The 23,691-nt window shown below is 63.4% G+C and carries 25 protein-coding genes; 5 read left to right on the forward strand and 20 right to left on the reverse strand.

Translation table 11 applies throughout. The features are described from left to right. Positions 1-2 precede the first annotated feature (2 nt). The 3 genes from QM801_RS14210 to QM801_RS14220 are packed head-to-tail and all read right to left on the reverse strand — an operon-like array spanning position 3 to position 2,733. Entirely contained in the window at positions 3-707 is a 705-nt protein-coding gene (locus tag QM801_RS14210) for an ABC transporter ATP-binding protein (RefSeq protein ID WP_415019868.1), read from the reverse strand. Next, positions 700-1,419, reverse strand: a complete 720-nt coding sequence (locus tag QM801_RS14215) for an ABC transporter ATP-binding protein (protein WP_415019869.1) — start codon at positions 1,417-1,419, stop codon at positions 700-702. Before QM801_RS14215 ends, QM801_RS14210 begins: the two co-directional genes overlap by 8 nt. A 54-nt stretch (positions 1,420-1,473) precedes the next feature. Beyond that, positions 1,474-2,733: an ABC transporter substrate-binding protein gene (locus QM801_RS14220; protein ID WP_415019870.1), complete on the reverse strand. Its 1,260-nt coding sequence runs from the start codon at positions 2,731-2,733 to the stop codon at positions 1,474-1,476. 244 nt (positions 2,734-2,977) lie between these two features. Here QM801_RS14220 and QM801_RS14225 point away from each other — a divergent pair, with 244 nt between their 5' ends. Beyond that, entirely contained in the window at positions 2,978-3,757 is a 780-nt protein-coding gene (locus QM801_RS14225) for an IclR family transcriptional regulator C-terminal domain-containing protein (protein ID WP_415019871.1), read from the forward strand. Between the two features lie 4 nt (positions 3,758-3,761). Here QM801_RS14225 and QM801_RS14230 read toward each other — a convergent pair whose 3' ends face one another. Genes QM801_RS14230 through QM801_RS14245 form a run of 4 tightly spaced genes read right to left on the reverse strand, consistent with a single transcriptional unit; the run spans position 3,762 to position 6,641 of the window. Continuing rightward, on the reverse strand, positions 3,762-4,658 hold the full coding sequence (locus tag QM801_RS14230) for a 3-hydroxyacyl-CoA dehydrogenase family protein (protein WP_415019872.1): 897 nt from the start codon (positions 4,656-4,658) through the stop codon (positions 3,762-3,764). Then, positions 4,655-5,458, reverse strand: a complete 804-nt coding sequence (locus tag QM801_RS14235) for an SDR family NAD(P)-dependent oxidoreductase (RefSeq protein WP_415019873.1) — start codon at positions 5,456-5,458, stop codon at positions 4,655-4,657. Before QM801_RS14235 ends, QM801_RS14230 begins: the two co-directional genes overlap by 4 nt. After that, positions 5,455-5,805: a cupin domain-containing protein gene (locus QM801_RS14240; RefSeq protein WP_415019874.1), complete on the reverse strand. Its 351-nt coding sequence runs from the start codon at positions 5,803-5,805 to the stop codon at positions 5,455-5,457. The genes QM801_RS14235 and QM801_RS14240 overlap by 4 nt, the downstream gene beginning before the upstream one ends. After that, on the reverse strand, positions 5,805-6,641 hold the full coding sequence (locus tag QM801_RS14245) for a cyclase family protein (protein ID WP_415019875.1): 837 nt from the start codon (positions 6,639-6,641) through the stop codon (positions 5,805-5,807). Before QM801_RS14245 ends, QM801_RS14240 begins: the two co-directional genes overlap by 1 nt. Positions 6,642-6,732: 91 nt before the next feature. On the opposite strand from QM801_RS14245, the gene QM801_RS14250 reads away from it, so the two are divergent. Continuing rightward, complete coding sequence (locus tag QM801_RS14250) at positions 6,733-7,494, forward strand: IclR family transcriptional regulator (protein WP_415019876.1); 762 nt, start codon at positions 6,733-6,735, stop codon at positions 7,492-7,494. Positions 7,495-7,497: 3 nt separating this feature from the next. Here QM801_RS14250 and hydA read toward each other — a convergent pair whose 3' ends face one another. The 12 genes from hydA to QM801_RS14310 all read right to left on the reverse strand — a co-directional run bounded on the left by hydA (position 7,498) and on the right by QM801_RS14310 (position 20,273). After that, positions 7,498-8,943 (reverse strand): dihydropyrimidinase, encoded by a 1,446-nt coding sequence (gene hydA / locus QM801_RS14255; RefSeq protein ID WP_415019877.1) that lies wholly within the window; start codon positions 8,941-8,943, stop codon positions 7,498-7,500. Between the two features lie 4 nt (positions 8,944-8,947). After that, complete coding sequence (locus QM801_RS14260) at positions 8,948-9,787, reverse strand: GNAT family N-acetyltransferase (protein ID WP_415019878.1); 840 nt, start codon at positions 9,785-9,787, stop codon at positions 8,948-8,950. Positions 9,788-9,799: 12 nt separating this feature from the next. Further along, complete coding sequence (locus tag QM801_RS14265; RefSeq protein ID WP_415019879.1) at positions 9,800-10,531, reverse strand: aspartate/glutamate racemase family protein; 732 nt, start codon at positions 10,529-10,531, stop codon at positions 9,800-9,802. Positions 10,532-10,535: 4 nt separating this feature from the next. Beyond that, positions 10,536-11,408, reverse strand: a complete 873-nt coding sequence (locus QM801_RS14270) for an ABC transporter permease (protein ID WP_415019880.1) — start codon at positions 11,406-11,408, stop codon at positions 10,536-10,538. Between the two features lie 2 nt (positions 11,409-11,410). After that, the gene (locus QM801_RS14275; protein WP_415019881.1) at positions 11,411-12,295 is read right to left on the reverse strand and encodes an ABC transporter permease; all 885 of its coding nucleotides are present in this window, start codon (positions 12,293-12,295) and stop codon (positions 11,411-11,413) included. Between the two features lie 80 nt (positions 12,296-12,375). Further along, the gene (locus tag QM801_RS14280) at positions 12,376-13,665 is read right to left on the reverse strand and encodes an ABC transporter substrate-binding protein (protein ID WP_415019882.1); all 1,290 of its coding nucleotides are present in this window, start codon (positions 13,663-13,665) and stop codon (positions 12,376-12,378) included. A 47-nt stretch (positions 13,666-13,712) separates the two neighbouring features. Further along, entirely contained in the window at positions 13,713-14,705 is a 993-nt protein-coding gene (locus tag QM801_RS14285) for an ABC transporter ATP-binding protein (protein WP_415019883.1), read from the reverse strand. Between the two features lie 189 nt (positions 14,706-14,894). After that, positions 14,895-15,848, reverse strand: coding sequence for a spore coat U domain-containing protein (locus QM801_RS14290; RefSeq protein ID WP_415019884.1), 954 nt, complete (start codon positions 15,846-15,848; stop codon positions 14,895-14,897). Next, positions 15,839-18,487, reverse strand: a complete 2,649-nt coding sequence (locus tag QM801_RS14295) for a fimbria/pilus outer membrane usher protein (protein ID WP_415019885.1) — start codon at positions 18,485-18,487, stop codon at positions 15,839-15,841. The genes QM801_RS14290 and QM801_RS14295 overlap by 10 nt, the downstream gene beginning before the upstream one ends. Then, positions 18,453-19,178, reverse strand: coding sequence for a molecular chaperone (locus QM801_RS14300; protein ID WP_415019886.1), 726 nt, complete (start codon positions 19,176-19,178; stop codon positions 18,453-18,455). Before QM801_RS14300 ends, QM801_RS14295 begins: the two co-directional genes overlap by 35 nt. Before the next feature lie 82 nt (positions 19,179-19,260). Next, positions 19,261-19,728, reverse strand: a complete 468-nt coding sequence (locus QM801_RS14305) for a spore coat protein U domain-containing protein (RefSeq protein ID WP_415019887.1) — start codon at positions 19,726-19,728, stop codon at positions 19,261-19,263. A 92-nt stretch (positions 19,729-19,820) separates the two neighbouring features. Beyond that, positions 19,821-20,273, reverse strand: coding sequence for a spore coat protein U domain-containing protein (locus QM801_RS14310; protein WP_415019888.1), 453 nt, complete (start codon positions 20,271-20,273; stop codon positions 19,821-19,823). 427 nt (positions 20,274-20,700) lie between these two features. On the opposite strand from QM801_RS14310, the gene QM801_RS14315 reads away from it, so the two are divergent. Genes QM801_RS14315 through QM801_RS14325 form a run of 3 tightly spaced genes read left to right on the forward strand, consistent with a single transcriptional unit; the run spans position 20,701 to position 22,503 of the window. Beyond that, positions 20,701-21,387, forward strand: coding sequence for an aspartate/glutamate racemase family protein (locus QM801_RS14315; protein WP_415019889.1), 687 nt, complete (start codon positions 20,701-20,703; stop codon positions 21,385-21,387). Positions 21,388-21,401: 14 nt separating this feature from the next. Next, complete coding sequence (locus QM801_RS14320) at positions 21,402-21,815, forward strand: GFA family protein (protein WP_415019890.1); 414 nt, start codon at positions 21,402-21,404, stop codon at positions 21,813-21,815. 58 nt (positions 21,816-21,873) lie between these two features. Then, positions 21,874-22,503, forward strand: a complete 630-nt coding sequence (locus tag QM801_RS14325) for an SOUL family heme-binding protein (RefSeq protein ID WP_415019891.1) — start codon at positions 21,874-21,876, stop codon at positions 22,501-22,503. 6 nt (positions 22,504-22,509) lie between these two features. Here the strand turns inward: QM801_RS14325 and QM801_RS14330 are convergent, their stop codons facing one another. Then, positions 22,510-23,691 (reverse strand): efflux RND transporter periplasmic adaptor subunit, encoded by a 1,182-nt coding sequence (locus QM801_RS14330; protein ID WP_415019892.1) that lies wholly within the window; start codon positions 23,689-23,691, stop codon positions 22,510-22,512.

Genomic DNA, 23,691 nt, shown 5'->3' on the forward strand with positions numbered 1-23,691 from the left:
GCCTACATCCCGAAATAGGCGGCCGAAATCTCGTCCTTGGTGAACGCCCTGGGCGATCCTTCAAGCGAGATGTGGCCTTCCTGCAGGCAGAGGAAATGATGGGCGGAGTCGAGGGCGCGGGTCACGTCCTGCTCCACGAGGATGGCGGAGAGCCCGTTGCCGACAATGCGCGGCAGCAGCGCATAGATGTCCTTGATGACGATGGGCGCGAGGCCGAGGCTCAATTCATCGAGAAGAATGAGATCGGGATTCGACATGAGACCGCGGCCGATGGCGACCATCTGCTGCTGCCCGCCCGAGAGTGAGGTGGAGGGCGCGTTGCGCTTCTCCTTCAGGATGGGGAAGAGGCCATAGACGGCCTCGAGGTTCCACGGCCCCGGGCGATTGACCTGACCGCCGAGGATCAGGTTCTCCTCTACCGAAAGCGAGGGGAAGAGCCTGCGCCCTTCCGGCACCAGCGCGATGCCCTTGGCCACGATCTCGTTTGCACTGAAGCCGTGAATGGCCTCACCCTTGAAGCTGATGCTGCCCGACTTCTTCGGCAAGAGGCCGCAGATGCACTTGAGCAGTGTGCTCTTCCCTGCCCCGTTGGCGCCGATGAGCGACAGCACCTCGCCCTGCTTCAGCGCGAAGCCGAGGCCGTGCAGCACCTTCGCGTCGCCATACCAGGCCTCGAGGTTCTCGACGGAGAGGATCGGCTCAGACATGGGCGTCCTCGCCGAGATAGACGCTCTTCACATCCTTGCTGTTCATCACCTCGTCCGGCTTGCCATCGGCGATGAGCTTTCCGAAGTTGAGGACGACGAGACGCTCCGCCACCGAGAGCAGCGCATGCACCACATGCTCGATCCAGACGATGGTGACGCCCGAGGCGTGCACGTCGCGGATCGCTGCAAGCAGAGACTGGCATTCGCGCTCGGTGAGGCCGCCTGCGATTTCATCGAGCAGCAGAAGTTCGGGCTCGGTGGCAAGGGCACGGGCCATCTCGAGGCGCTTGCGTTCCAAAAGCGTGATCGAACCGGCAAGCTGGTTCGCCTTGCCCTTCATGCCGGTGAGCTCCATCACCTTGAGGGCATGGGCTTCAGGGTCTTCGGCGGCGCGCCCGAAGGCAGCACCCACGAGAATATTCTCGAAGACGGTCATGCCGTTGAAGGGATGGGGCACCTGGAAGGAGCGGGAAATGCCGAGCTTGCAGCGCTCCGCGGCACCGGTGCGGGTGATGTCGTCGCCCTTGAAATGAATGAGGCCGTTGTCCGCCTTCACCGTGCCGGCGATGAGATTGAAGAGCGTGGTTTTCCCGGCACCATTGGGCCCGAGGATGCCGACGATCTCGCCCTTCGCCACATCCATGCTCACGCCGTCGGTCACCACCAGGGCACCGTAGCGCTTGTTCAGGGTGTGCAGCCGCAGAAGGGACATGGCGCTCATGAAAAAAGGGGGCAGCACATGCTGCCCCCATGTCCAGACGTGGGATCAGCCGAGGGTGCGGAGCTTGCCGCCCACCGGAATTTCCGGGTGCTGCGGGTTGTTGGTGATGACGAGGTCGAAGCCCTTGTCGGTCTTCGTCCACTGGCCGCCCACAAGCGGCGTCTTGCTCACGTTCTTCACCGGGTTGTTGGGGCCGCCCTTCCACGAGACGGGGCCGACGATGGTGTCGAGCTGCGTTTCGGTGAGGGCCGCAAGGATCGATTCCGGATCGTTCACGTCCTTGGTGCGCTTGATCACGTCGAAGGCCATCTCGAAGAGCGCGTGACCGAAGCCGAGAGGCTGCGTCCACGGCTTGCCGGTGCCGGCGGTGTAGGCATCGCAGAGTTCCTTCGCGGTCTGGCCGGTGAGGCTCGACTTGAAGGGATGGCTCGGCGACCACCAGATTTCCGTGGTGAGGCCGTCGCCGCGGTCGCCCAGCGCTTCCACCGACGAGGGGAAGAGCAGCGCCTTGCCGACGGTGACGACCTTCGGCTTGAAGCCCTGCTGTGCGGCCTGGCTCCAGAAGGTGGCGAAATCCGGCGGGATCATCACGCCCGTGACGATCTCGACGCCTGCTTCCTTGAAGGCTGCGATCTGCGAGGAGAAGTCGTTGTTGAGCGGCTGGTAGCGGCCCGGATCGACGAGCTTGTAGCCCGCCGCTGCGAGCGGCGCCGGGAAGCCGAGCTTGGGATCGCCCCAGGCATTGCCGTCGGCATCGTTGGGGAAGAGGCCGCCGACGACCTTCGCCGCACCCGAGGAATTCCAGATGTCGACGAAGTTGGCGATCACATCCTCAAGGCCCCAGAAGGCGTGATAGGTCCACTTGAAGCCTTCTGCCGGGTTGCCGCCGCGGCCGAAGAAATAGGGCTGCCAGGGTGCGTCGTCGGTGATGCAGGGCACACCGTTCAGCTCGGCCTGGTCGGCGACGGGGTTGGTGGTGTCGGGCGTGCCCTTGGCGAGCAGCAGCTTGACGCCTTCCTTCTCGATCAGCTCGGTTGCCACTTCGGCGGCGCGGTTCGGGTTCGACTGCGAATCCTTCTCGATGATCTCGACCTGCACCGGCAGCTTCGCGAAGACGTCCTTCAGTTGCGAGATCGTCCAGGCGGTGGCTTCACCGAAGCCGGCGATGGGGCCGGTGACGGGGCCCACCTTGCCGATCTTGAAGACCTCCTGGGCATAGGCATGGCGCAGGATGGCGGGTGCAGCGACAAGGCTTGCACCGGCGGCAATCAGTTTGCGGCGATTGATTTTGAGAATGCGAGACATTGTGTGGTTTCCTCCAAATTCCGCGTTCTTGTGTGCAGGACCGCTTGTGGATCCTTGGCCCGACCTTAGCGGCGGCGGCATCTCGCGTCTGGCGAAGTGTCCCATGAAGCAATGCAGCCGTACCGATTTTTTCTGCCGCCCCGGCCTTTCAGCCGGAGCGTGACGGGCTTTTTCTTGTTGCTGCATTCCTTGCTTGGCAACGGGACAGCGTCAAGCTAATTGTTCACTAATTGAGATTTGTTCAATGGTTGAACTTTCGAACAGCGCGCGCAAGCAGACGGACTTCATGGGCGGCTTTGCCAAGGGCCTCACCGTGATCGAGGTTTTCACGGCGGAACGGCCGCGCCTGTCGATTGCCGATGTGGCGGCGGGCACGGGGCTTGACCGCGCCACGGCGCGCCGCTGCCTCCTCACGCTCTCGGACCTCGGCTACGCCAGCTACGACGGCAAGTTCTTCAGCCTCACGCCGCGGGTGCTGCGGCTGGGCACCTCCTGCCTTGCCACCATGCCGCTGCCGCGGATCGTGCAGCCGCTGCTCGATGAACTCTCGCAATCGATCGGCCAGAGCACATCGGTCTCTGTGCTGGATGACTGGGAGATCGTCTATGTGGCGCGCGCCGCGCAGCGCCGGGTGATGTCGATCAACCTCATGCCGGGGAGCCGGCTGCCCGCCTATTGCGCCTCCATGGGCCGCGTGCTGCTGGCGGGCCAGAGCGACGAGGCGGTGCGCGACATTCTCAAGCGCCACCCGCCGGTGCGCCACACCGAACACACACTCACGACGTCCCCCGCCATTCTCGAACGCATCACCGCGGCCCGGCGCGAGGGCTTTGCCATCTCGGACCAGGAAATCGAGATCGGGCTCCGCTCCATCGCCGTTCCCATCTACGACTCGCGCGACAGGGTGGTGGCTGCGATCAACGTCGGCGTGGCCGCCGTGCACAAGCAGGCAAACGAGCTGAAGACGCTCTATTACCCCCGCCTCATCGCCGTGCAGCAGGCGATCAAGCCGCTGCTGGTGTAGGCAATCAGCTGAAGGATTTTTTCAGGTGTGCGACGATGCGGGCGCGGAGGTCCGCGATCTCGGCATCGGTCCAGCTGCGGAAGCCCTCATGGGACTTGAAGCCGAGCTTTCCCCCGGCGACCAGATTTTCGAGGAAGGGACTTGGCGCATGGCTGTCTTCGAGGTCACCCAGCACCTGCTTGTGAATGTCGAGCGTGAGGTCCGTGCCGACGAGATCGGCATTTTCAAGCGGGCCCAGCACCGCTAGGCGGGCGCCGAAGCTGTTCTTCACCACGAGATCAACGGTCGCCGCATCGCAGACCCCATTCTCGACGAGCGAGATGGCCTCGCGCCACAGGGCATGCTGCAGGCGATTGCCGACGAAGCCCGGCACATCCTTCTTTACATGCACCGGAACCTTGCCCAGCTTCGCGAGCAGGTCGATCATGCGGGTGACGATGGCGGGATCGGTTTCCGCCGTCTGGATCACTTCCACCAGCGGCACGAGATAAGGCGGGTTCCACCAGTGGGTGCCGAGTGCGCGGTGCTTGCCCTTCACCCGCGCCATCACGCGGCCAATGGGAATGACGGAGGTATTGGAAGCGAGAATGCAGTCGGGCCGTGCGGCCGCTTCGATCTCGGCAAAGAGCTGCTGCTTCAGTTCCAACTTTTCAGGTGCGGCCTCGATTACCAGATCAGCACCGGACACGGCGTCCTTCAGCGACGCCGCGACAACAACCCGGTCCGCATCGCGGGCGGGCGCGCCGATGGAAGCGAGAATCTGCTGAACCCGCTCCGGCAGCGTTTTCAGGGCCGCATCTATGGGATCGGTGACCGTCACGGCATGGCCGCCCCGCGCGAAGACGGCGGCAAGCCCTGCTCCCATCAGTCCTGCCCCGACGATGGTGACGCGCTCGTTCATCCCGAGGTGTATCCGCCATCGGCATAGAGCACGTGGCCCGTGTAGAAATCCGAGGCCCGCGAGGCGAGGAAGAGCAGCGGGCCCGCAAGATCAGCCGGTTCGCCGAGCCGTCCCTTGGGCACGCGGGCGAGGAAGCCGGCGCGCACCGTTTTCGCCTTCTCATCGTCGGCGAACATCCAGGCGGTGAGGGGCGAGCGGAACACCGTGGGCGCGATTGCATTCACGGTGATGCCGGTGGGGCCGAGTTCGCAGCCCAGTGCCTTGGTGATGCCGTCCACCGCCGCCTTCGAGGCGCAATAAGCCGTATAGCCGGCGGGATGGCCAAGGAGACCACGGGCCGACGACATCAGCACGATCTTGCCGCCCTCGCCCTGCTTCAGCATCTGTTCGGTGGCGGCCTTGGCCATGAGCCAGCTCTGGGTGACGTTCGCGTCCATGACGTCGAGAAAACGCTCAGGCGCCATCTCGGTGATCTTAGATACATCGTTCTTGCCGGAGGCCACCACGAGAATATCCACGCGTCCGAAGCTCTCGACCGACTTGGAGATGATGCTCTTGCAGGCGGCCTCGCTGTTCGGGCGGACGTTGACGCCGACGGCGTCCTTGCCGCATTCGGCAACGATCGCATCCAGCTCTGCCTTCTTGCCTGCGGTGAGAACGAGCTTGCAGCCTGCCCCTGCCAGCACGCGGGCGGCGAGTGCACCGAAGGCGCCCGACGCACCGGTGATCACCGCCACCTTGCCCTTCACATCAAAGAGTTGCAGCGGGTTCTTCAGCCAGTCATCGTTGGTGTCAGTCATGGCTTCACGCCCGGCGGATAGGGGATCACCACCAGCATCTTGCAGACATGGTTCGAGCGGTTGACGATCTCGCGCACCTCGTTCGCCCAGATGGTGCAGGAGTCGAGCGGCTTCAGCACCGTCTCCTTGCCGTCGATGATCACCGTCATCTCGCCCTCGAGGACGACATACACTTTCTCGAAGGGCGTCGAATCCGGCCCCGCACCGCCCCCGGGCAGGAACTGCGAATAGCCCACCCACTGGTTCTTCGGCCCCTGCTCTTCAAAGCCCTGCAGGCGCAGCCCTGTGACGCCGCGATGATTGGGCGCTTCATAGGGCTTGGCCTCCGCGAAGCGTTTCACATGCATCAGAAGCGCTCCCCTGCCTCGATCCGGTACTGCTGCTTGGGATCGGTGATGGCGACGAGGCGGATGATGCAACCGTCGCCGCGGTCCCAGTTCCACGGGAAGAAGGCGAAGGTGCAGCGGCGGCCCGTGACGGCGTCGAGATCGCCGCCGACATTCTCGATGCCGAGGATGCCGTTCTTGAAGAGGATGTTGTGCACCGGCTCCCACTCGGGGAAGTCGTCAGCCCAGTCGCGGCCACCCGACCATTCCTTGTATTCCTTGGCGAGGTGCGGCAGCAGCGGGCCGTTCCTCTGCGGGCCGATGGCGGTGGCGAGCGGATGATCGTTGGCCTGGGTGTCGTGGCCTACGACCTTCACCTGCTTGTCGACCATCCAGTGGCCTGCCGACGGCACGAAGCCCGGGCAATAGGCGAAGTAGTCGCCATCCTCATAGACCTTGTGCCAGCCGGTGTTGATGATCAGCACGTCGTGCGGGCGGATGACCTTGCCGCAGGCCTTCTCGAGATCATCGGCGGTGATCGACTCCCACTTCTTCTTGGGCAGCGAGACGACGATGCCCGAGCCGAAGAAGTGCGGCAGCGGCACCTCATCGATGAAGGGCGTGCCCTGCACCACGTGGGCTGGGGCATCGATGTGGGTGGTGGAATGCATCGAGGTGGTGATGCGCTGCGAGAGCACGCCGGACTTCGCCATGTAATGGATGCGTTCGATCTTCACGTCCTGGAAGTAGGGCCAGTTCGGGCACTGATACCCCCAGCGGTGCGAGAGGTTCACGAACTGAAGCCCCATCGGGTTGTCGAGATTGTCCTGAAATTCGATGCCGCGCACTTTGACCATGAGGCGTCTCCCATCCTTGTCCGGTTTTGTGTTGTTTCAGGAGAATGAGGCCGCAATTGCACCGGGGGCCAGTGGGGTGTACCGTTATGCGATGCAGAAGACGCCCGGACAGATGCCCGGACAGGTGAATGTCGTTGCCAAGGCCGCCCGCGTTCTCAAGGCCTGCCAGACCCTGGGCGGTGGCCTGAGCCTGGGCGATCTTGCGCGCCATCTCTCCCTGCCCCGCTCGACGGTACAGCGCATCGTGCAGACGCTGGTGCAGGAGGGACTGCTGGCGAGCGACGGTACGGCGCGGTCCATAACGCTGGGGCCCGAAATCCTCTCGATCGGCGCAACTGCCGCCACAAATGTGGTGGAGCGGGTACAGCCGCTGTTGCGCAAGCTTGCCGCCGAGACGGGCGAGACGGTGGACCTCTCGCGCCTCAACGGCGATCATATGGTCTTCGTCAATCAGATGACGGGATCACAGCGGCTGCGCGCCGTCTCCGCCGTGGGTGACACCTTCCCGCTGCACTGCACGGCGAACGGCAAGGCTGTGCTGGCGGAACTTCCCGAGAGCGAGTTGAACAGTTTTCTGATGCGCCCGCTTAAGCGCTTCACGCCGCACACCATCGTCACAGCCAAGCTGCTCACCGGTCACCTCGCCGAGATCCGGGCGAAGGGCATTGCCGTCGATGCGCAGGAGCATTCGATCGGCATCTGCGCCATCGGCATCGCCGTGCGCGACAAGGCGCACCAGTATTATGCCATTTCGATTCCGGTGCCGTCCGTCCGCTTTGCCCAGTGCCGCGCGCGCTGCGAGCGCGCCCTCAACAAGGAGCGAGAGGCGTTGCAGCGGGTGCTGATGAACTGAGCTTCAGGCGGCGCTGGCCGCAGCGCGTCCGCTCGCCGGCAGCGCGTAAGGAGAAATCCGCCGCTTGAGGAACCTGCCCTGCCCGGGCTGCGCCAGCACCTTCCCCTCCTCCATGGCGATCTCGCCCCGGAGCAGCGTCATCACCGGGAAGCCCGTGACCTGCATGCCTTCATAGGGAATGTAGTCGGCGCCGTGATGCATGATCTCCTGGCGCAGCACTTCCTTGCGCTTCGGGTCCCAGAGCACGAGATCGGCATCGAAGCCCACGCCGATCGAACCCTTCTCGGGATAGAGGCCATACATCTTTGCGTGGTTGGTGGAGGTGAGAGCCACGAACTCGCTCGCCGTGATGCGGCCCTCGGCAACGCCCTTCGAGAAGAGAATGGGAAGGCGCGTCTCCACGCCCGGAATGCCGTTCGGCACCCACTTGAAGGAGGTGCGGGCCTTGGGGTTCTTCTTGCCCTGGCTCCCTTCATAGAAGAACGGGCAGTGATCGGACGAGAAGGTCTGGAACACGCCGCCCGTTAGGCCTTCCCAGATCGCGTCCCACGCGGCGTGATCGCGGGGTGGAGGCGAGCAGACATACTTGCCGCCGCTCTCATCCATGTTCAGGCCCTTCATGTCATCGGCCGTGAGCGCAATGTATTGCGGGCAGGTTTCGCCATAGACCTTGAGGCCCTTCTGCTGGGCCCAGCGGATCTGTTCCATGGCCTGGCGGCCCGACACGTGCACCACCATGATCGGCACGTCGATCAGTTCGCCATGGCTGATGGCGCGGTGAGTGGCTTCGCGCTCCACCACCTCGGGGCGCGAGACCGCATGATAGTAAGGCGCCTTCTTGCCCTCCTGCTCCAGCTTTTCGGTCAGGAACTTGATGGCGTCGTAACCCTCGCAATGGACCATCACCAGCGCCTGGCAGCGCCGCGCCGCGGAGAAGACCTCGAGCAATTGCCGGTCGTTCAGCACCAGGTCGTCATAGGTCATGAAGACCTTGAAGGAGGAATAGCCATCGCCCACGAGACTCGGCAGTTCCTGCTGCACCACGGACGGCGTGGGATCGGTGATGATGAGATGGAAGCCGTAGTCGCAAAGCGAGATGCCGTCCGCCTCCCTGTGATAGTCGGTAACGGCGGCGCGCAGCGATTGCCCGCGCGGCTGCAAAGCAAAGGGAATGACGGTTGTGTTCCCGCCCGCGAGTGCCGAACGCGTTCCGGTCTCGAAGCCATCGGCCATCATCGGGCCGCCGAAAGCGGGTTGCGCGAGATGCACATGGCTGTCGATGCCGCCCGGCATGACCAGCAGTCCGCTGGCATCGATGGTCTTCGCCGCACTCGTCAGGCGCTCCGCCACGGCGACGATCTTGCCCGCCCTGATGCCGACATCGGCGCGATAGCTGTCGCTGGCCGTGACAATGGTGCCGCCGCGGATGGCAATGTCGAAGTCGTGCATGAGGCTACCCCAATTCGAAGGTTGTGACACCGAAGATGAGCTTGAGCGGCACGGCAGGCGCCGGACCGCGATACATCCGCGCCGTCTCGAAGCGGGGCGTGAGGCCGCGCGCTTCCGCCAGCGTCACGGCCTCGGCATTCGCCTGCGGCACATCGATGAAAATCTCCGCACCATCCGCATACGTCGTGGCGGTGTCGAGCAACGCTTCAGCATTTGCACGGCTTTCAGCGAAGAGCGGCCCGATCTTGATCCCGTTGCGGCAGCGGCGGAGCGTGCAGTATCCGGCGATGCGGCCATCGCGCTCGATCATGAAGCTGTGCCGTGTGGCCGCACCATGCAGCCACGACGAGAGGAAGGCTTCGCGGCGTGCCCCATAGCGCGGGGCGTCATAGTCGATGAGCGCTGGCAGATCGGTGGCCCGAACGTCGCGCACAAGCGGGGACGGAGCGCCGGAGCCGCGCAGCACGCCGCCATAGCGCACGTTGTTCCAGGCCAGCACGAAGCCCGATTTCCCATAGTTGGCCTGCTGAGCCACCACACCATCGAGGCCGACGCTGCGCGGGCCTGCGTGAGAGAGGCCGTGCTTCCAGATGGCCATGCCGTGGCCCTGCCCCCGATGCAGGGGATGGCAGATATAGAAACCGAGGAAGGCGTGGTCATCACCGCTGCACACCACCGAGACGGCGGCGGCGGGTTGACCATCGACGCAGCCAAGGAAGAAACCGCCGGGGTCCGCCTGATGAAAGGGAAAACCGTCATCATAACCGGGGTTCCAACCTTCCTCCGCCGCCCAATCAAGGAAGACGGCCATGTCATCAAGGTGGGCGGTGCGGATCTCCAGCATCTTAGGGGCTCGTCACGGTGCGAAGGATGAGAACATCCCCGTATAGGACTTGTGCCGGGGCGCCGCATAGCCACCGAGCTTGGAGGTCTTGAGGCCGAGCCGGGCCAGCGCCTCGATCAGGGTCACCGCCGCCGTCACGCCATCAATGACGGGAAGGCCGTGGGTTTTCGCCATGCTCGCGGCAAGGTCCGCCATGCCGGCGCAGCCGAGCACGATGGCCTCGGCGCCGTCTTCCTCCTTGGCGCGGGCGATCTCGTTGGAGATCATGGCGAGGGCATCCGGCTTCGCATCCTCGAGATCGAGCACGGGCACCTCGGAGGCGCGCACCCTCGCGCAGCGGCTCATCAGGCCGTAGCGCACGAGATTGTGCTCGATCGCCGGAATGGAGCGGGAGAGCGTGGTCACCACCGAGAACTTCCCGGCAATCATGCTGGCGGCATGATAGCCTGCCTCGCCGATGCCGATGACCGGCGCATTGGCGATGGAGCGCGCCGCATCGAGGCCCGTATCGTCGAAGCAGGCGATGACATGGCCGCTCACACTCTTGGCCTCCGCCTCGCGCACCTGTTGCAACAGGCCGGGCACGGAAAAGGCCTCGTCATAGTAACCTTCGATGGAGACCGGCCCCATGGCGGACTGGGTGACGAGAAGCTCTGTCTCCGCCAGCTTCACCGCGGCTGCCGCCCGGGCGATCTTTTCGGTGAAAGCCCGCGTGGTGTTGGGATTGACGATGTGGATGCGCAAGGGCCTAGACTCCCTTGCCGGCATCGCTGCCGAGGCGGGCGCGGCGCTTCTGCAGCCAGAAGACAAAGCCGAGGCAGGCGGCAATCACGATGAAGGAGACCGCACTGATGGCGGTGCCCAGCGCATAAATGTCCGGGTTGGTGACGGTCGTGGTCAGGCCCTGCAATTCGAGCGGCAAAGTGTTGACCGGCCCGATGGCCTGGCTCGAGCGCGCCAGTTCATCCCACGAGAGCGTGAAGCCGAAGAGCCCGATGCCGATCACGCTCGGAAGGATGATGGGCAGCACCACATGCCAGAAAGTTTGCCACGGAGTGGCGCCGAGATCGCGGGCCGCTTCTTCCAGCCGGTGGTCGAAGCGGTTAAAGACCGCGAACATGATGAGAAGGCCGAAGGGCAGTGTCCATGTCAGGTGCGCGCCCAGGCCCGAGGTGAAAAGCCCCATGCCCGTTTCCCACCAGTCGAAGAGGTAGTTTCGGATGAGGTCGTCACCCAGACGGAATTCGAGCGCGATGCCCAGCGAGGTAACGATGGAGGGTACGATCAGGCTGGCGACGGCGGTATAGAAGAGGATGGAGGAGCCGCGGAACTTCTTGCGGAAGGCAAGTCCTGCAGCGACCGAAAACACAACCGTGACCGCCATCACGATCACGCCCAGCGCCAGCGAGCGGCGGAAGGCCGAGCCCAGATCGACGATGCCGTTCCCCTCATAGAGCTTGTTGAACCAGTGCAGGGAAACGTCGTTCATCGGGAAGGTGAGGCCGCCCGAGGGCCCCTGGAAGGACAGCACGAAGATCGCCAGCATGGGCCCATAGAGAAACAGCACATAGAGCGCGAAGACTGCAGCGAGGATGTAGAAAGCAGGGCTGCGGTCGTTCATGCTCACAGCTCCTTCCGGATATCGACGATCCGCGTCAGCATGACGATGATCAGGAAGGTGATGCCGAGCAGGATGACGGCATTGGCCGCCGCTGCCGGGAATTGCAGCGCATTGAGGCGCACTTCGATGATCTTGCCCGCCGCGGCGATCTGCTGGCCGCCCATCACGCCCACCGTGACGAAGTCACCCATCACGATGGTGATGACGAAGATCGAGCCGATGACGATGCCGGGCTTGGCCAGCGGGATGATGACGTTCCACAGGGTCTGCCAGCCGCTGGCGCCGGCATCATATGCGGCCTCGATCAGGCGGCGGTCGATGCGCATCAGCGAATTGAAGATCGGCACGATCATGAAGAAGGTGAAGAGGTGGACGAGCGCCAGCACCACCGAAAACTCGGAATAGAGCAGCCATTCCACCGGCTCCTGTGTGAGCCCCATGCCCATGAGCGTGGAGTTGACGAGGCCGTTGCGGCCTAGGAGCGGAATCCACGCGATCATGCGGATCACGTTCGAGGTCCAGAAGGGAATGGTGCAGAGAAGCGAGAGGCCGATCTGCCAGGTCTGCGAGCGCACATGGAAGGCCAGGAAATAGGCGATGGTGAAGCCCAGCACCAGCGTGATGAGCCAGACGAGGAAGCAGAGCTTCAGTGTCTTGGCGTAGGTTGCCAGCATGGTGCAGAGATCGGGCAGCTGCGTGAGGCAGCCTTCGAAGCTCTCGACGTAGCCCCGCGTCACGAAGGCGGGAATGATCTGGTATTCATTGTAGTCCCAGAAGCTGACGATGAAGACGAAGACCAGCGGCAGGATGAAGAACAGCGCAAAGACGAGCATCATCGGCCCGGCCTGAAGCCAGCTGACGAAGGATGAGCCGCGGGAAGAGATCATGAAGGACCGGGAAGCGCGTGAAGAGGTGAAAGTCCCGCGCCGGAGGATCCGGCGCGGGTGATCATGTGGTCATCCCCGCCTCAGGCGGCGATGAATTCGTTCCACTTGCGGACCATGTAGTCATTCTCGTCCATCACGGCGTTCCAGCAGGCGACGTTGCCCATGCGGTCGTCGTAGGAGCCGCCGTCGCGCACTGCACCGGCCTTCTCGAGGAGCGAGCCGTCGGGGGCCTTGATGTCCTTCTCTGCGGGCTTGCCTTCCATCCAGTAGGCCCATTCGTAGGGTTCCATCGCCGCCTTGGCGGTGGAGAGAACGGCGGAATAGTAGCCTTGGCGGTTGAGGTAGGCACCGGCATAACCCGAGAGGAACCAGTTGACGAATTCATAGGCCCAGTCGAGCTTCTCGCCCGACACGCCCTTGGAAACGCAGAAGCCCGAGGCCCAGGAGCGGTAACCTTCCTTGAGCGGCTGGAAGACGCAGGGGATGCCCATGGAGCGAACCTTGGTGACGGCGGGCGACCACATGGACTGGATCACCGTTTCGCCCGACGACATGAGGTTCACGGATTCGTTGAAGTCCTTCCAGAAGGCGCGGAATTGGCCGGCCTTCTTGGCTTCGGTCAGCGCCTTGGTGGTGAGGTCGATCTCTTCCTTGGTCATGTTGCCCTTGTCGGCATACTTGTGGATGCCGGAGGCTTCGACGACCATGGCGGCATCCATGATGCCGATCGAGGGGATGTTGAGGATCGAGGCCTTGCCCTTGAACTCGGGATTGAGAAGTTCGGACCAGGATTCGATCGGGCGCTTGATGAGGTCGGGGCGGATGCCCAGCGTGTCGGCATTGTAGACGGTGGGGATCAGCGTCACCCATTCGGTCGGCGCGGTTGCGAAGGTGGTCGAGTCCTTGCCTTCAAGGAACATCACCTTCTTCGGCGCAGTGCCCTGGTCGCCGATCTTCTTGCCGTTGGGCAGTTCGCCCTTGGTGAAGACGGGCGTGATGTTGTCGAATTCCTTGATCTTCTTGGCGTCGAGCGGAAGGATGTTGCCCGACGGAATGAGCTTCTTGAGGCTGAAGTATTCGGTGTCGAGCACGTCGAAGGAGTTTGGCTGGGTGATGACGCGCTTGGTCACGTCGTCGGTCGTGGCGGTGATGTATTCAAGCTTGATGCCGGTGTCTTCAAAGAGCTTCTTGTTGATGTCGTCGGCCTGGTTCACGGCCGTGCCGAGGTAGCGCAGCACCTTGGGTTCGGCAGAGTGAATGGCCGGAAAGCCGGTGATGGCGCCCGTGCCCACGGCAGCGCCTGCGGCTGCGGCAGCACCCTTGATGAATGTACGGCGCGATACGCCGGTCTGCTTGATGTCGTTGGTCATGGTCTGTCCTGTTCCCTGTTGTTCCTGCGCTTGTTTGTCGGACCACATCAGCTCAGCGCATGAGCCAGTGTGGGATTCCATGTGACCTGCACGGGCGTGCCGGAGGCGATTTTCGCCGCGTCGAATTCGCCTTCGGTCATCTGCAGCACGTAGTCCTGCCCGTCCTCGCTCTTCAGCGTCACGACGAAGGCATTGCCCTGGTATTCGATGCCGGAAACGGTGCCGGAGAGGTGGGGTGCAGGGGCCTTCGGCTTCTTGGCGACGAGCTTGAGATGATCGCCGCGCACGGCAATCCGCCGGCCCTTGTGGGTGATGATGTTGTGGCCGCCCATGAAGCGGGCAACGAATTCGTCCGCTGGCTGATTGAAGACATCGCGCGGCGTGCCCACCTGCGAGATCTTTCCGCCGTTCATCAGCACGATTACATCGGCAAGGGCCATGGCCTCGTCCTGCCCATGGGTGACGTGGATGAAGGAAATGCCAAGCTCGCGCTGCAGCCGCTTCAGTTCGGTTCGCATGCGCACGCGGAGGAACGGATCAAGTGCGGACAAAGGCTCGTCCAGCAGTAGCACCTGCGGCTTGGTGATCAGCGCCCGCGCCAGCGCCACGCGCTGTTGCTGCCCGCCCGAGAGTTGTGCAGGCAGGCGGTCCTGGTATTTCGCCATGTCGACGAGTTCGAGAAGCGTGATCGCTTCCTTGTGCCGCGTCTCGCGGTCGATGCCGCGCATCTTGAGCGCAAAGGCCACGTTGTCGAGCACGGAAAGGTGGGGAAAGAGCGCATAGGCCTGGAACATCATGGCCGTCCCGCGCTGTGCGGGCGGAAGCTCTGTGATGTTCTGACCGCCGAGGATGATGTCGCCGCGCGTCGCGGTCTCGTGCCCTGCGATCATGCGCAGCGTCGTGGTCTTGCCGCAGCCCGAGGGTCCAAGCAGGCAGCAATAACTGCCGGAGGGAATCTTCAGGTCGATATGGTCGACCGCCACAGCCGTTCCAAACTGCTTCGAGACGCCGATCAATTCGACTTCACTGTTCGCCAACATCCAACCTGAGTTCCCACGGGTTCGCGAATGGATGCGCAATCCGCGTGCCAGCTTTCTCACAACGCTCGCGTGTGATGTCTTTCCCAGCGATTAGAGGTGCTTACGGAGATGTGCCTGAAAAATGGCGTGGCAGAACAACTGCCGCAATTTTCCGCAGACGCGAAGCGCCCGCACAAAATTTGTCCAGAATCAGTAGCTGACGGTGACGACGATCGTGTCCGAATAACTTGCAGGTGAAGGCTTCGCCTGCACCGGCATGCGGCCGTAGGCCGTCACCAGTTGCTGTGTTCCCGTGCCCACGCCCGAGACCGTGTTGCTGCCCACCGTCTGCCCCCAGGGCTGGCTGAAGGCGGTGTCCCTGTAGATGCCATAGGTGATGCTGCTGCCCGGCGCGGACGGGCTGGCGAGCTTGCGGTTGGTTGGAGAGGTGCCGCCGTTGATGCCGTTGCTGAGGCCGACGGTATAGTTCGTGCCGCGCGTGCAGGTGATGCCGAGCTGGCTTGTGGCGGACTGCGCCGCGCTGAGATCGGCAACAGTGCCGAAATCCATGGGCGTGGTGGTGACGTTGCAGGTTGCCAGATTGTTGGCCTGCACGGTGAAGGGCGCCTGTGCGGCACGATTTGAAACGGTGGAGCACGATTGGCCCGGCGCATAGCCATAGTCGATGAGGGTGTGGAAGGTGGTGTAGGACGAGGTGTAAAGGCCAGGATTTGCGCCCGCGATCGACCCCGAGATGACGGCCTGGATGGTCCGGCTCAGGGTTCCGCTGCCGGAGCCGTTGAGGGTGAGGGAGAGGACCGGGGGCCGCGCCGCATAGGGCCATACGTATGAGCCCCAGACATCGCCATTCGGTTGCAGCAGGTCATAACCGATCGTGCGCGTGCCGTTGGTGAGGAGACGGGGAGAGCCGGCAGTTGAGCCGCCCGTGCCGTCGCCGATGTTGGGACAGATCGTGATGGTGCGGTTGGCAAGCCCGGAGCAGGTCGCCGTGAAGGTGCTGGTGGTCGACGGCGTGCCGCCCGGCCCCATGTTGATGTTGCCGAAGTTCACGTTGGCAATGGCGAAGCTGCACGACTGCGCCTGTACCGGCAGGCGCGCGCCGGCAATCAGCAGGGTGAGCATGGCAAGAAGAATCAACCGCACGTAACCGGACCTATGACAACCTGGACTGAATCGTCTTCCTTGTAGTCGAAGCTGGCCGAACAGGCCTGGCCGTGAACGTCGGCCCGGATCGTGTTCTTGTCCGCAAGGTCGGTCAGGTAGACTTCGCCGTCATATCCCATGGGCACCGGCTCCGCCTGGCCTTCCAGCGTGACCATTGTTCCGGGAGGAACGAATTCACCGCCGGCATCCTTCAGAATCACGAGGGCGGACTTTGTTTCCGTCTTCACCGCAAAGTCAACCACGACACCGCTCTTGGCGCGCGGCGAAACCTTCTTGTCGACTTCCGTCACGTTCGAGTTGAGCGGCAGCGTCATGGGATCGATGCTGACCTTGGTTGGCCGGTAGGACGGAACCTGTGTGAGCACGATCTTGCCGCTCTTCCCCGTCTTGCCGGCATAACGGTTCTCGTATTCCACGCCCACGCCTTCCGCGCCCGTATCGACCACGACGAAGGAATCCGTCACCGGATTGCTGAGGAACACGCCGGGCTTTGCCGCGATCAGCGATCCATCGACGCGAACGTCGCCGCGCACGTTGTCGCCCCGGTTCTCGACTGATCCATAGACCACCGCATGTTGCCCGCGATAGGAACCTGCCGCCGCAAGATGGTTCTCGTTTTCACGGGACGCGTTCACCCGCCAGCCATAGGAGCCGTAACCCGTGTCCATGGGCTTCAGGGCGCTGGCCTGCACCGAATAGCCGGTATCCTCATAGAGCACCGAACTCGAGATCGAGGTGTTGCTGCCGGTGCCGCCGAAGGACATGGAGAAGCCGAGCTGTGCACCATAATTGTCGGGCTGCGCGAAATCCTTGTAGGCCGCGGCAAAGAGCGTGAACTTTTCGTTGACGGACTTTGTGGCGGAGGCGCTGAGAAGGAAGGACGTGTCACCCGCCGCTGGCACATAATGCACGAGATTGAGGCCGAGCGTGGCATCCATGCGGTCCCATCCCCAGGACACGCCGAGCTGATCGATGGTCTTGGGCACGCCGCCCGAGAGAAACGCCGTGGTATCAAGGCCCAGGATGGCCGAAGACTGGGTTGCGGTCGCTGCGGCAATATCGGTGAAGTTGCCCCAGGTGCGCGCCGACGAGGCGCGGATCATCAGGCTGTCGGAACTCCATTCCCACGCCCCATAGCCGAAGAAGCCGATGTCTCCATTGTATCGCGAAACGGCGCCAGCGATATTGAACGTGCCGAGAGGGCCCGCCTGCACGACCGCGCCTGCACCCACGTCGATCAGGTCCTGCATGATCTCGGCGTGGAACTCGCCCGTCAGGCGGTCGGTGATGCCATAGCGCCCGCCGACGATCGCCATGATGTCTTCGTCGTAGTCGAAGCTGGAGATGCCATAGTTGCGCCGCGCCAGCCCCACTTCGACGGAATAGTCGAAAATCTTCGGCCCCAGCAGCATGGGCGAGGAATAGAGCTGCTGCTCGCTGACGGTGGACTTGCCCGTGGGGTCCGTGACCACGATCTGGGCCGTGCCCTGGCTCGAGATCACCGGCAGGCGGTTGATCTCGAAAGGTCCTTGTGGAACCTGCTCCGAGAATGTCTTGGTGCCGTTGATGTAGACATCGAGTGTGGAAGGCACGGCGGCCGAGCCCTTCAGGTTGGCGAGTGGCGTGGTGACGAGATCCGGGCGCACGCCGAAGTCGCGCTGTACCTGTGCCCCACCCATGCGCACCGGGCGGGACCAGTTCATGCCGCTGCTGATCAGGTCGCCGATGCGATAGGTCTCAGCCCGCTTCTGGCTGGACGATGTCCATGTCGTGTCCATGCGCGTGACGCCGAAATCGCTGAACTTGTCCGTGTCGATGATGCTGGTCTGCTGCAGCACGCCGATGGGCGCGTAGACGCGGCCGTCGAGATTGAGCGAGGCGCCACCGAAGTCGGGGCTCAGGTTCTTCACCAGCGCACTGCTGGCGGCATAGGCGGAGTAATTCAGCACCAGTCCGTAGTCGGCGAGCGCCGGCGACATGTCTTCCTGCGGGAGGATGTCATAGGCCTTGGGCAGGCGGGCTTCGTCCGAAGCGATGAGGTCAATCGTCAGGTCGGTCTCGTTGAAGCTGTAGGTCAGTCCGGGGATGGCGGAGAGCAGGATCACTTCCGCGTCGGCACCCGTGCCTGGAACCTTGATGCCGATCTCGCGCAACTCCGAGCGGGTGGATGACAAGCCGCCGTCGGACGCGTGCTCGAAGCCTGCGACCATGTTGATCTTGTAGCCGTTGATCGAGACGTCGAGCTGCAGGCTCGCCGGCGCTGCGGCAGCGCCGTCAACAGCAGTGTCCGCCTGCGCTGAGGCATCCGGGTTCTCTGTCTCTACGAGCGATCCCGGAGGCGGAAGGTCGTCCGTCGTCTGTCCGGCACCGGTATCGGCAGACGCCATCTGCGCCCCGCCCGATGCATCAGGAGACGGCAAGGCATCACCCTTCCCGCCTGCGGAAAGGGTTTCTGCCGTCTGCGGCGGGTCATTCAGATGGCCGGGCGGCGGCAGATCATCCTGCGCGCGGGCAGAAAGTCCGCCGAACAGCCACAGGCCAGCAGCGACGAGCGATCTGGCCAGCAGTGCCGGCCAGCGCCGTTCATCTGACCGTGATCGTGGTGGCCACATTGCCATCGTTGGTGACAGCCTTGAGTGCCAGGGTTGTTCCGGGAGCGACGCCCTTGATCTTCATCTTCCACGAGATCGAGTCACCGGCGAGCGCATAGCCTGCGAGGCCATCGATGCTGCCGACCGCGGTGCCGCCCTTGCTGAGCTGCACCTGCGTGATGCGGGAGTGAAGCTGGCCGCTGTTGGAGGCGGTAAGCACGAGCGCCGGGCCGTTCATCGCGGCCGTCCAGCTCACGTCGCTGCGGATGCCGGCGGCCTGGAAGAAGACCGGAATGGCATGGCGCACGGCGAAGGAGACCGTGCCGCCGTTGCCGTCCGGCGGCGGCGGCAGGTCATCGATGATCAGGCGGTAGGTTTCCTCGCCCACCACTGGCGTCTTCAGCAGGCGGACAATGCGGACCGTGGCCTTGGCCCCGGGCTTGATCTTCAAGGCGGGCGGGCTTGCCACCACATCCTTGGTGGGGACAAGCTTGTCCTTGCCGTTTTCGTTGATCCACTTGAACACACGGACCTGGGCGTTGATCACGCTCGTGCCCTTGTTCTCCAGATTCTGGACGGCGGTGTTTCCGCCGCCCGCGACTTCGATGTTGATGGGGCTGACCTGCAGCGTGCCGGCCTCGGCGAGGCTTGACAACGTGCTCATGGCCGCCAGCGCGATGGCCAGGGCCCTGATGCTACTTCCGATATTCCGTCTCATGTACGACTCCAAATAACAGGCATGAGACGCCTTCCCTGAATTCCTTTCTCTGCCGAGGGCGCATCTTGTGATGCGTTCTCTCTCAGTAGAGGACGTAGATCGCGCGCGTCACCGTGTAGGTGCCGATCGCGGGCCGTGTGACCGCGTTGACGATGCGGCCGTTGATCGTGAACGAGGCGCTGCCGGTGCCCGCCGTCCGTGTTGCCCGCGACATCGTGAGATTGGCGGGGATGGTCGGATTCGTGCCGTTCGCCATGTTGACGGTGGCCGTGCCCGTGGCATTCGCCGGACCCGCACCCACCGTGAACGACAAGGCGTATGCAGTTCCCCTGTTGCAGGAGACCGTGGCGGTGGACGTGGCCGTGCGGTTCGCCGGAATGGAGCCGGTAAAGGTGCCGAAATCCATGTCGGTTGCGGCCACCGTGCAGGCCCTGTTCACCACGACACTCGTGTTGAAGCTGGTGCCGGCACTTGCGGCCCGGGCTTCATCAAGCGAGGTCGGCGCGGCGGCAATCACCCCGACAATCAGAACTGCTGCCGCCTTCTTCATCCTGTTCAATCCTCGCAAGGTCGCGCGTTGTCAGTGGCCCGGGCGCACGCGGCGCCCGGGGTCAATGTCGTGAAGCGATGGAGCGGTTGCTCTTAGTAGAGAACGTAGATCGCCTGGGCGACCGTGTAGGTGCCGACAACCGGGTTGTTGACACCGGCAGTGATCACGCCGTTGATCGGGGTGCCATCAACGCCGCCCGTGGCGGTCTTTGAGGTGGTCGCCACGGTCAGGTTTGCAGGGATAGAGGTGGCGCCCGGAGCCGGGTTCACCATTGTCGCGGTTGCGGTACCCTGCGAGGTGCTGGCATTGAACGACAGGGCGTAGGACGTGCCGTTGTTGCAGGACACGTTGGCCGTCGTCGTGGCGGTGGCGCCGGCCGGAATGGAACCGGAATAGGGGCCGAAGACCATGTCGCCCGCCGACACGGTACAAGCCGCACTGACCGTGACGCGGACGTTGAAGTTGGACGTGGCACTGGCGGCAAAGGCGCCATTGGCAGACGCGATCATCGCGATACCGGCTGCAGCAACAAGATACTTACGCATGAAACTCACTCACCTCTGTTAAACTCGTTTTTGTCGAGCGAAGCCTCACTTGGTTTAGCCAACAACCTCGCCGTCGGTATGTGAAGTTAGTTTAATCGAGTTGCGGTTGCGTTTATCGAGTTGGTTAACGGCCTGACTCGCAGATGCTTCGAATTGAATCAGATCTCTCCGCCGGCCTTGGTTTCGTCGGAGGCCAGGCGCAAATTTCTCCGCAAATTCCGGGGGAAAGACAGGTTTCCTGACATCCCGCGTGAATCACTGGCTTCACCGTGACGGGCCTCGTAGATGATGAAACTGGTTGCTGCTCGTGGGCGCAGAGTTGCAACATGATTGATAGTGTGTTGCCCACCTGAAGTTGCATTCTAAACATCGCAGGCTTCACCTCGTCAAAGCCCGCGCTTAGGATGCCTGCAAGGGAGTGAGGCATATGCATATCGGTCTGATCGGCGGCATCGGCGTCGCAGCGACGGTCGTCTATTACCAGCGTCTCGCGAAGGCCGCCGCCCTCCGCGGTCTCAGCCCCTTCGACCTCACCATCGTGCACGGCGACATCCAGGAGCTCATCCGCAACAACCTCGCCGACAGGCGCGCGGAACAGGCACAGGCCTTCCTGCCGTTGCTGCAGCGGCTGAAGCAGGCCGGCTGCGACCGCGCCGCCCTCACCTCGCTCGGGGCGCATTTCTGCTTTTCAGAACTGGAAGCGGTCTCGCCTTTGCCGCTGGTTTCGGCCGTGGCGCCGCTCGATACCTTCTTCGCGGCGAAGGGCATTCGCTGCATCGGCCTTCTCGGCACCCGCGTGGTGATGCGCACAAGGCTTTTCGGCCAGCTCGAGGCGACGCGCGCCATCGCCCTCGATGACGAGATCGAGATGCTTGGGCAGACTTATCAGGATGTCGCCGTGTCGGGCGTCTGCACGCCGGAGCAGCGCAGGCTCTTCATCGATGCCGGGCGCCGCATGATGAAAGCCGGCGCAGAGGCAATCGTGCTGGCGGGAACCGATCTCAATCTAGCATTCGATGGCGCGGAGACGGGGTATCCCGTGATCGATGCGCTTGATGTCCATGTGGATGTGCTGGCGGAGCTTCTGGCTGCGCCGTCTGGCCCACGCACCTGAAGGAGGATGCCGACATGCCGGTAACAGGAGGCTGCCTGTGCGGCAGTGTGCGTTATGAAATGGCGGGCGAGCCCATCATCACCCGCCTCTGCTGGTGCCGCTTCTGCCAATACATCGCGACGGGCAATGCGGCGGTGAGCGTCTGCTTCGAAACCAGGGGAATGAAGGTGACTGGCGAGACACGGGATTTCACCAGCATCGCCGACAGCGGCAATGTCATGCACCGCCGCTTCTGCCCGCGCTGCGGAACGCATCTCTTCAGCGAAGCGGAGGTCCGGCCGCATCTTGTCTTTGTACGCGCGGGAACGCTTGATGATCCGGAGCTTGCAAAGCCCGCAGCCGTGATCTGGACGGCCGAGGCGCCCTCCTGGGCTTGCATCGACGAGAGCCTGCCGCAGTGGAAGGGCCAGCCGCCGCCGGTGGCATGATCGGCAATCTGACGGGCGTCGGTGGCCGTAAACACCTGGAGTACAGGAGTGCTGAGCCATGCTGTCAGTGTGGAAATGGATCGGTCTGGCCCTGGGCGTGGCAGTGCTGGCAGGGGGCGTGTGGAGCCAGATGTCATTCGTTGAGGAACCGAAATTCACCCTTGCCGCGAAGGACGGTAATTTCGAGCTGCGCGACTATCCGCCGGTGATCGTGGCCGAAGTTTCGGTGACGGGCGAGCGCACTGCCGCCATCGGAAAGGGCTTCCAGATGATCGCGGACTTCATCTTCGGCAACAACACCGCCGCAGCAAAGGTTGCCATGACGGCGCCTGTGCAGCAGCAGGCCAGCGCCAAGATCGCCATGACGGCGCCGGTACAGCAGCAGGGTTCGGGCGATGCGTGGACCGTGCAATTCATCATGCCGGCACAATACACACTGGAAACGCTGCCGAAGCCGAACAATCCCGAGGTGAAGATCAGGACGATTGCGGGTGAGCGCGTGGCAGTCATCCGTTTTTCCGGTGTTGCCGATGATGCCCTGCTCGCCAGCAAGACCGCGGAACTGAAGGCCGCGATGGAGAGCCGCAAGCTCGCGGCAGCGGGCGAACCGCGCTACGCCTTCTATAATCCGCCGTGGGTGCTGGGGCCTCTGCGCCGCAACGAGATCATGATTTCGGTAGCGCAGTAAGCCGTGTCACTGAGCGCCTGATGTGGAGGCGATGGACGTGCCGTCCTGGATGTCGTCCGAAGGATGGAGCACCACGCTATCTCCCTCCGTCAAGCCGGACAGCACTTCAGCATCATCATTGTTGCGCCGCCCGAGCGTCACGTCCTGGCGTTTCGCCACGCCGTTGACGTTGCGGTAGACAGACCACGCATCGCCCTGCCGGAACAATGCTGCGACAGGCACGGCAAGCACATCATGCCCCTGCCAGACGGTAATGCTCACCACGACGCGGAAACCGTCACCCAACCCCTGCGGCGGCGGCGAGGCCAGTTCGAGGATCACGGGCACGCGTTGTTCTTCAATGCCGAGCGCCGATGTCTTGGTGATGGCTGACGGTTCGATGCGGCGCACGCGCGCGGCAAGCGGCGGACCACCCCAATTCCCGATCACGGCGGCGGACCCCGGCCGGATTTCCGTCACATCGTGCGAGAGGATATCGGCGGCGACCTCGATATCGGCGGGATTGCCGATGGTGAGGAGTGGCGTTCCCGCCTGAACGACCTGCTCGCTTTCCGCCAGCACCCGCAGGATGCGGCCTGATACGGGCGACTTGAGATCGGTGCAGCAGGTGCTGTCGCTCACGGCTGTTTCGATCAGGGCGGCTTCCGCCCGCTCCAGCTCGCGCTCACGGACACTGAGCGAGGCCTTTGTGCTGTCGAGATTGGCCGCACCGGTATCGACGGCAAGCCTCGCCTTGTCGAGTGCGCTTTCCGATATCGTGCCCTGGCTCGCGAGACGTTCGGCGCGGGAGAGTTCGGTCCGCAGGTAAGTGAGTTGTGCCTCGGCCTGCTTCACGTCCGCCGCTGCGAGGTCAACACCGGCTCGGGCCGAGGCCGCCGCGGCTTCCGCCGCACGGCGCAGGCGCGCATCGAGAAGGCCGGGCGCCACGGGGCGGATGGACACGACTGCTTCGCCCTTCGCGACGGCGTCTCCGGCGTGACGGTCGATGCGCAGGGTCTGCCCGGCGATGGGCGACGACACCGTATAGACCTCGCGGATGCGGGCCTTGCCTTCTTCCTCAACGGTCACGGTGATGTCACGCTTACCGATTGCCACTGTTTCCACGGCCAGGGGCCGCGGCCACAGCGCCCAGGCGAGTGCCCCCAGGATGAGCACTGCAATCACGAACGTGACGATACGGCGGAGCAT

It is taken from the genome of Aestuariivirga sp., assembly GCF_047600585.1.
Lineage (GTDB): Bacteria > Pseudomonadota > Alphaproteobacteria > Rhizobiales > Aestuariivirgaceae > Aestuariivirga.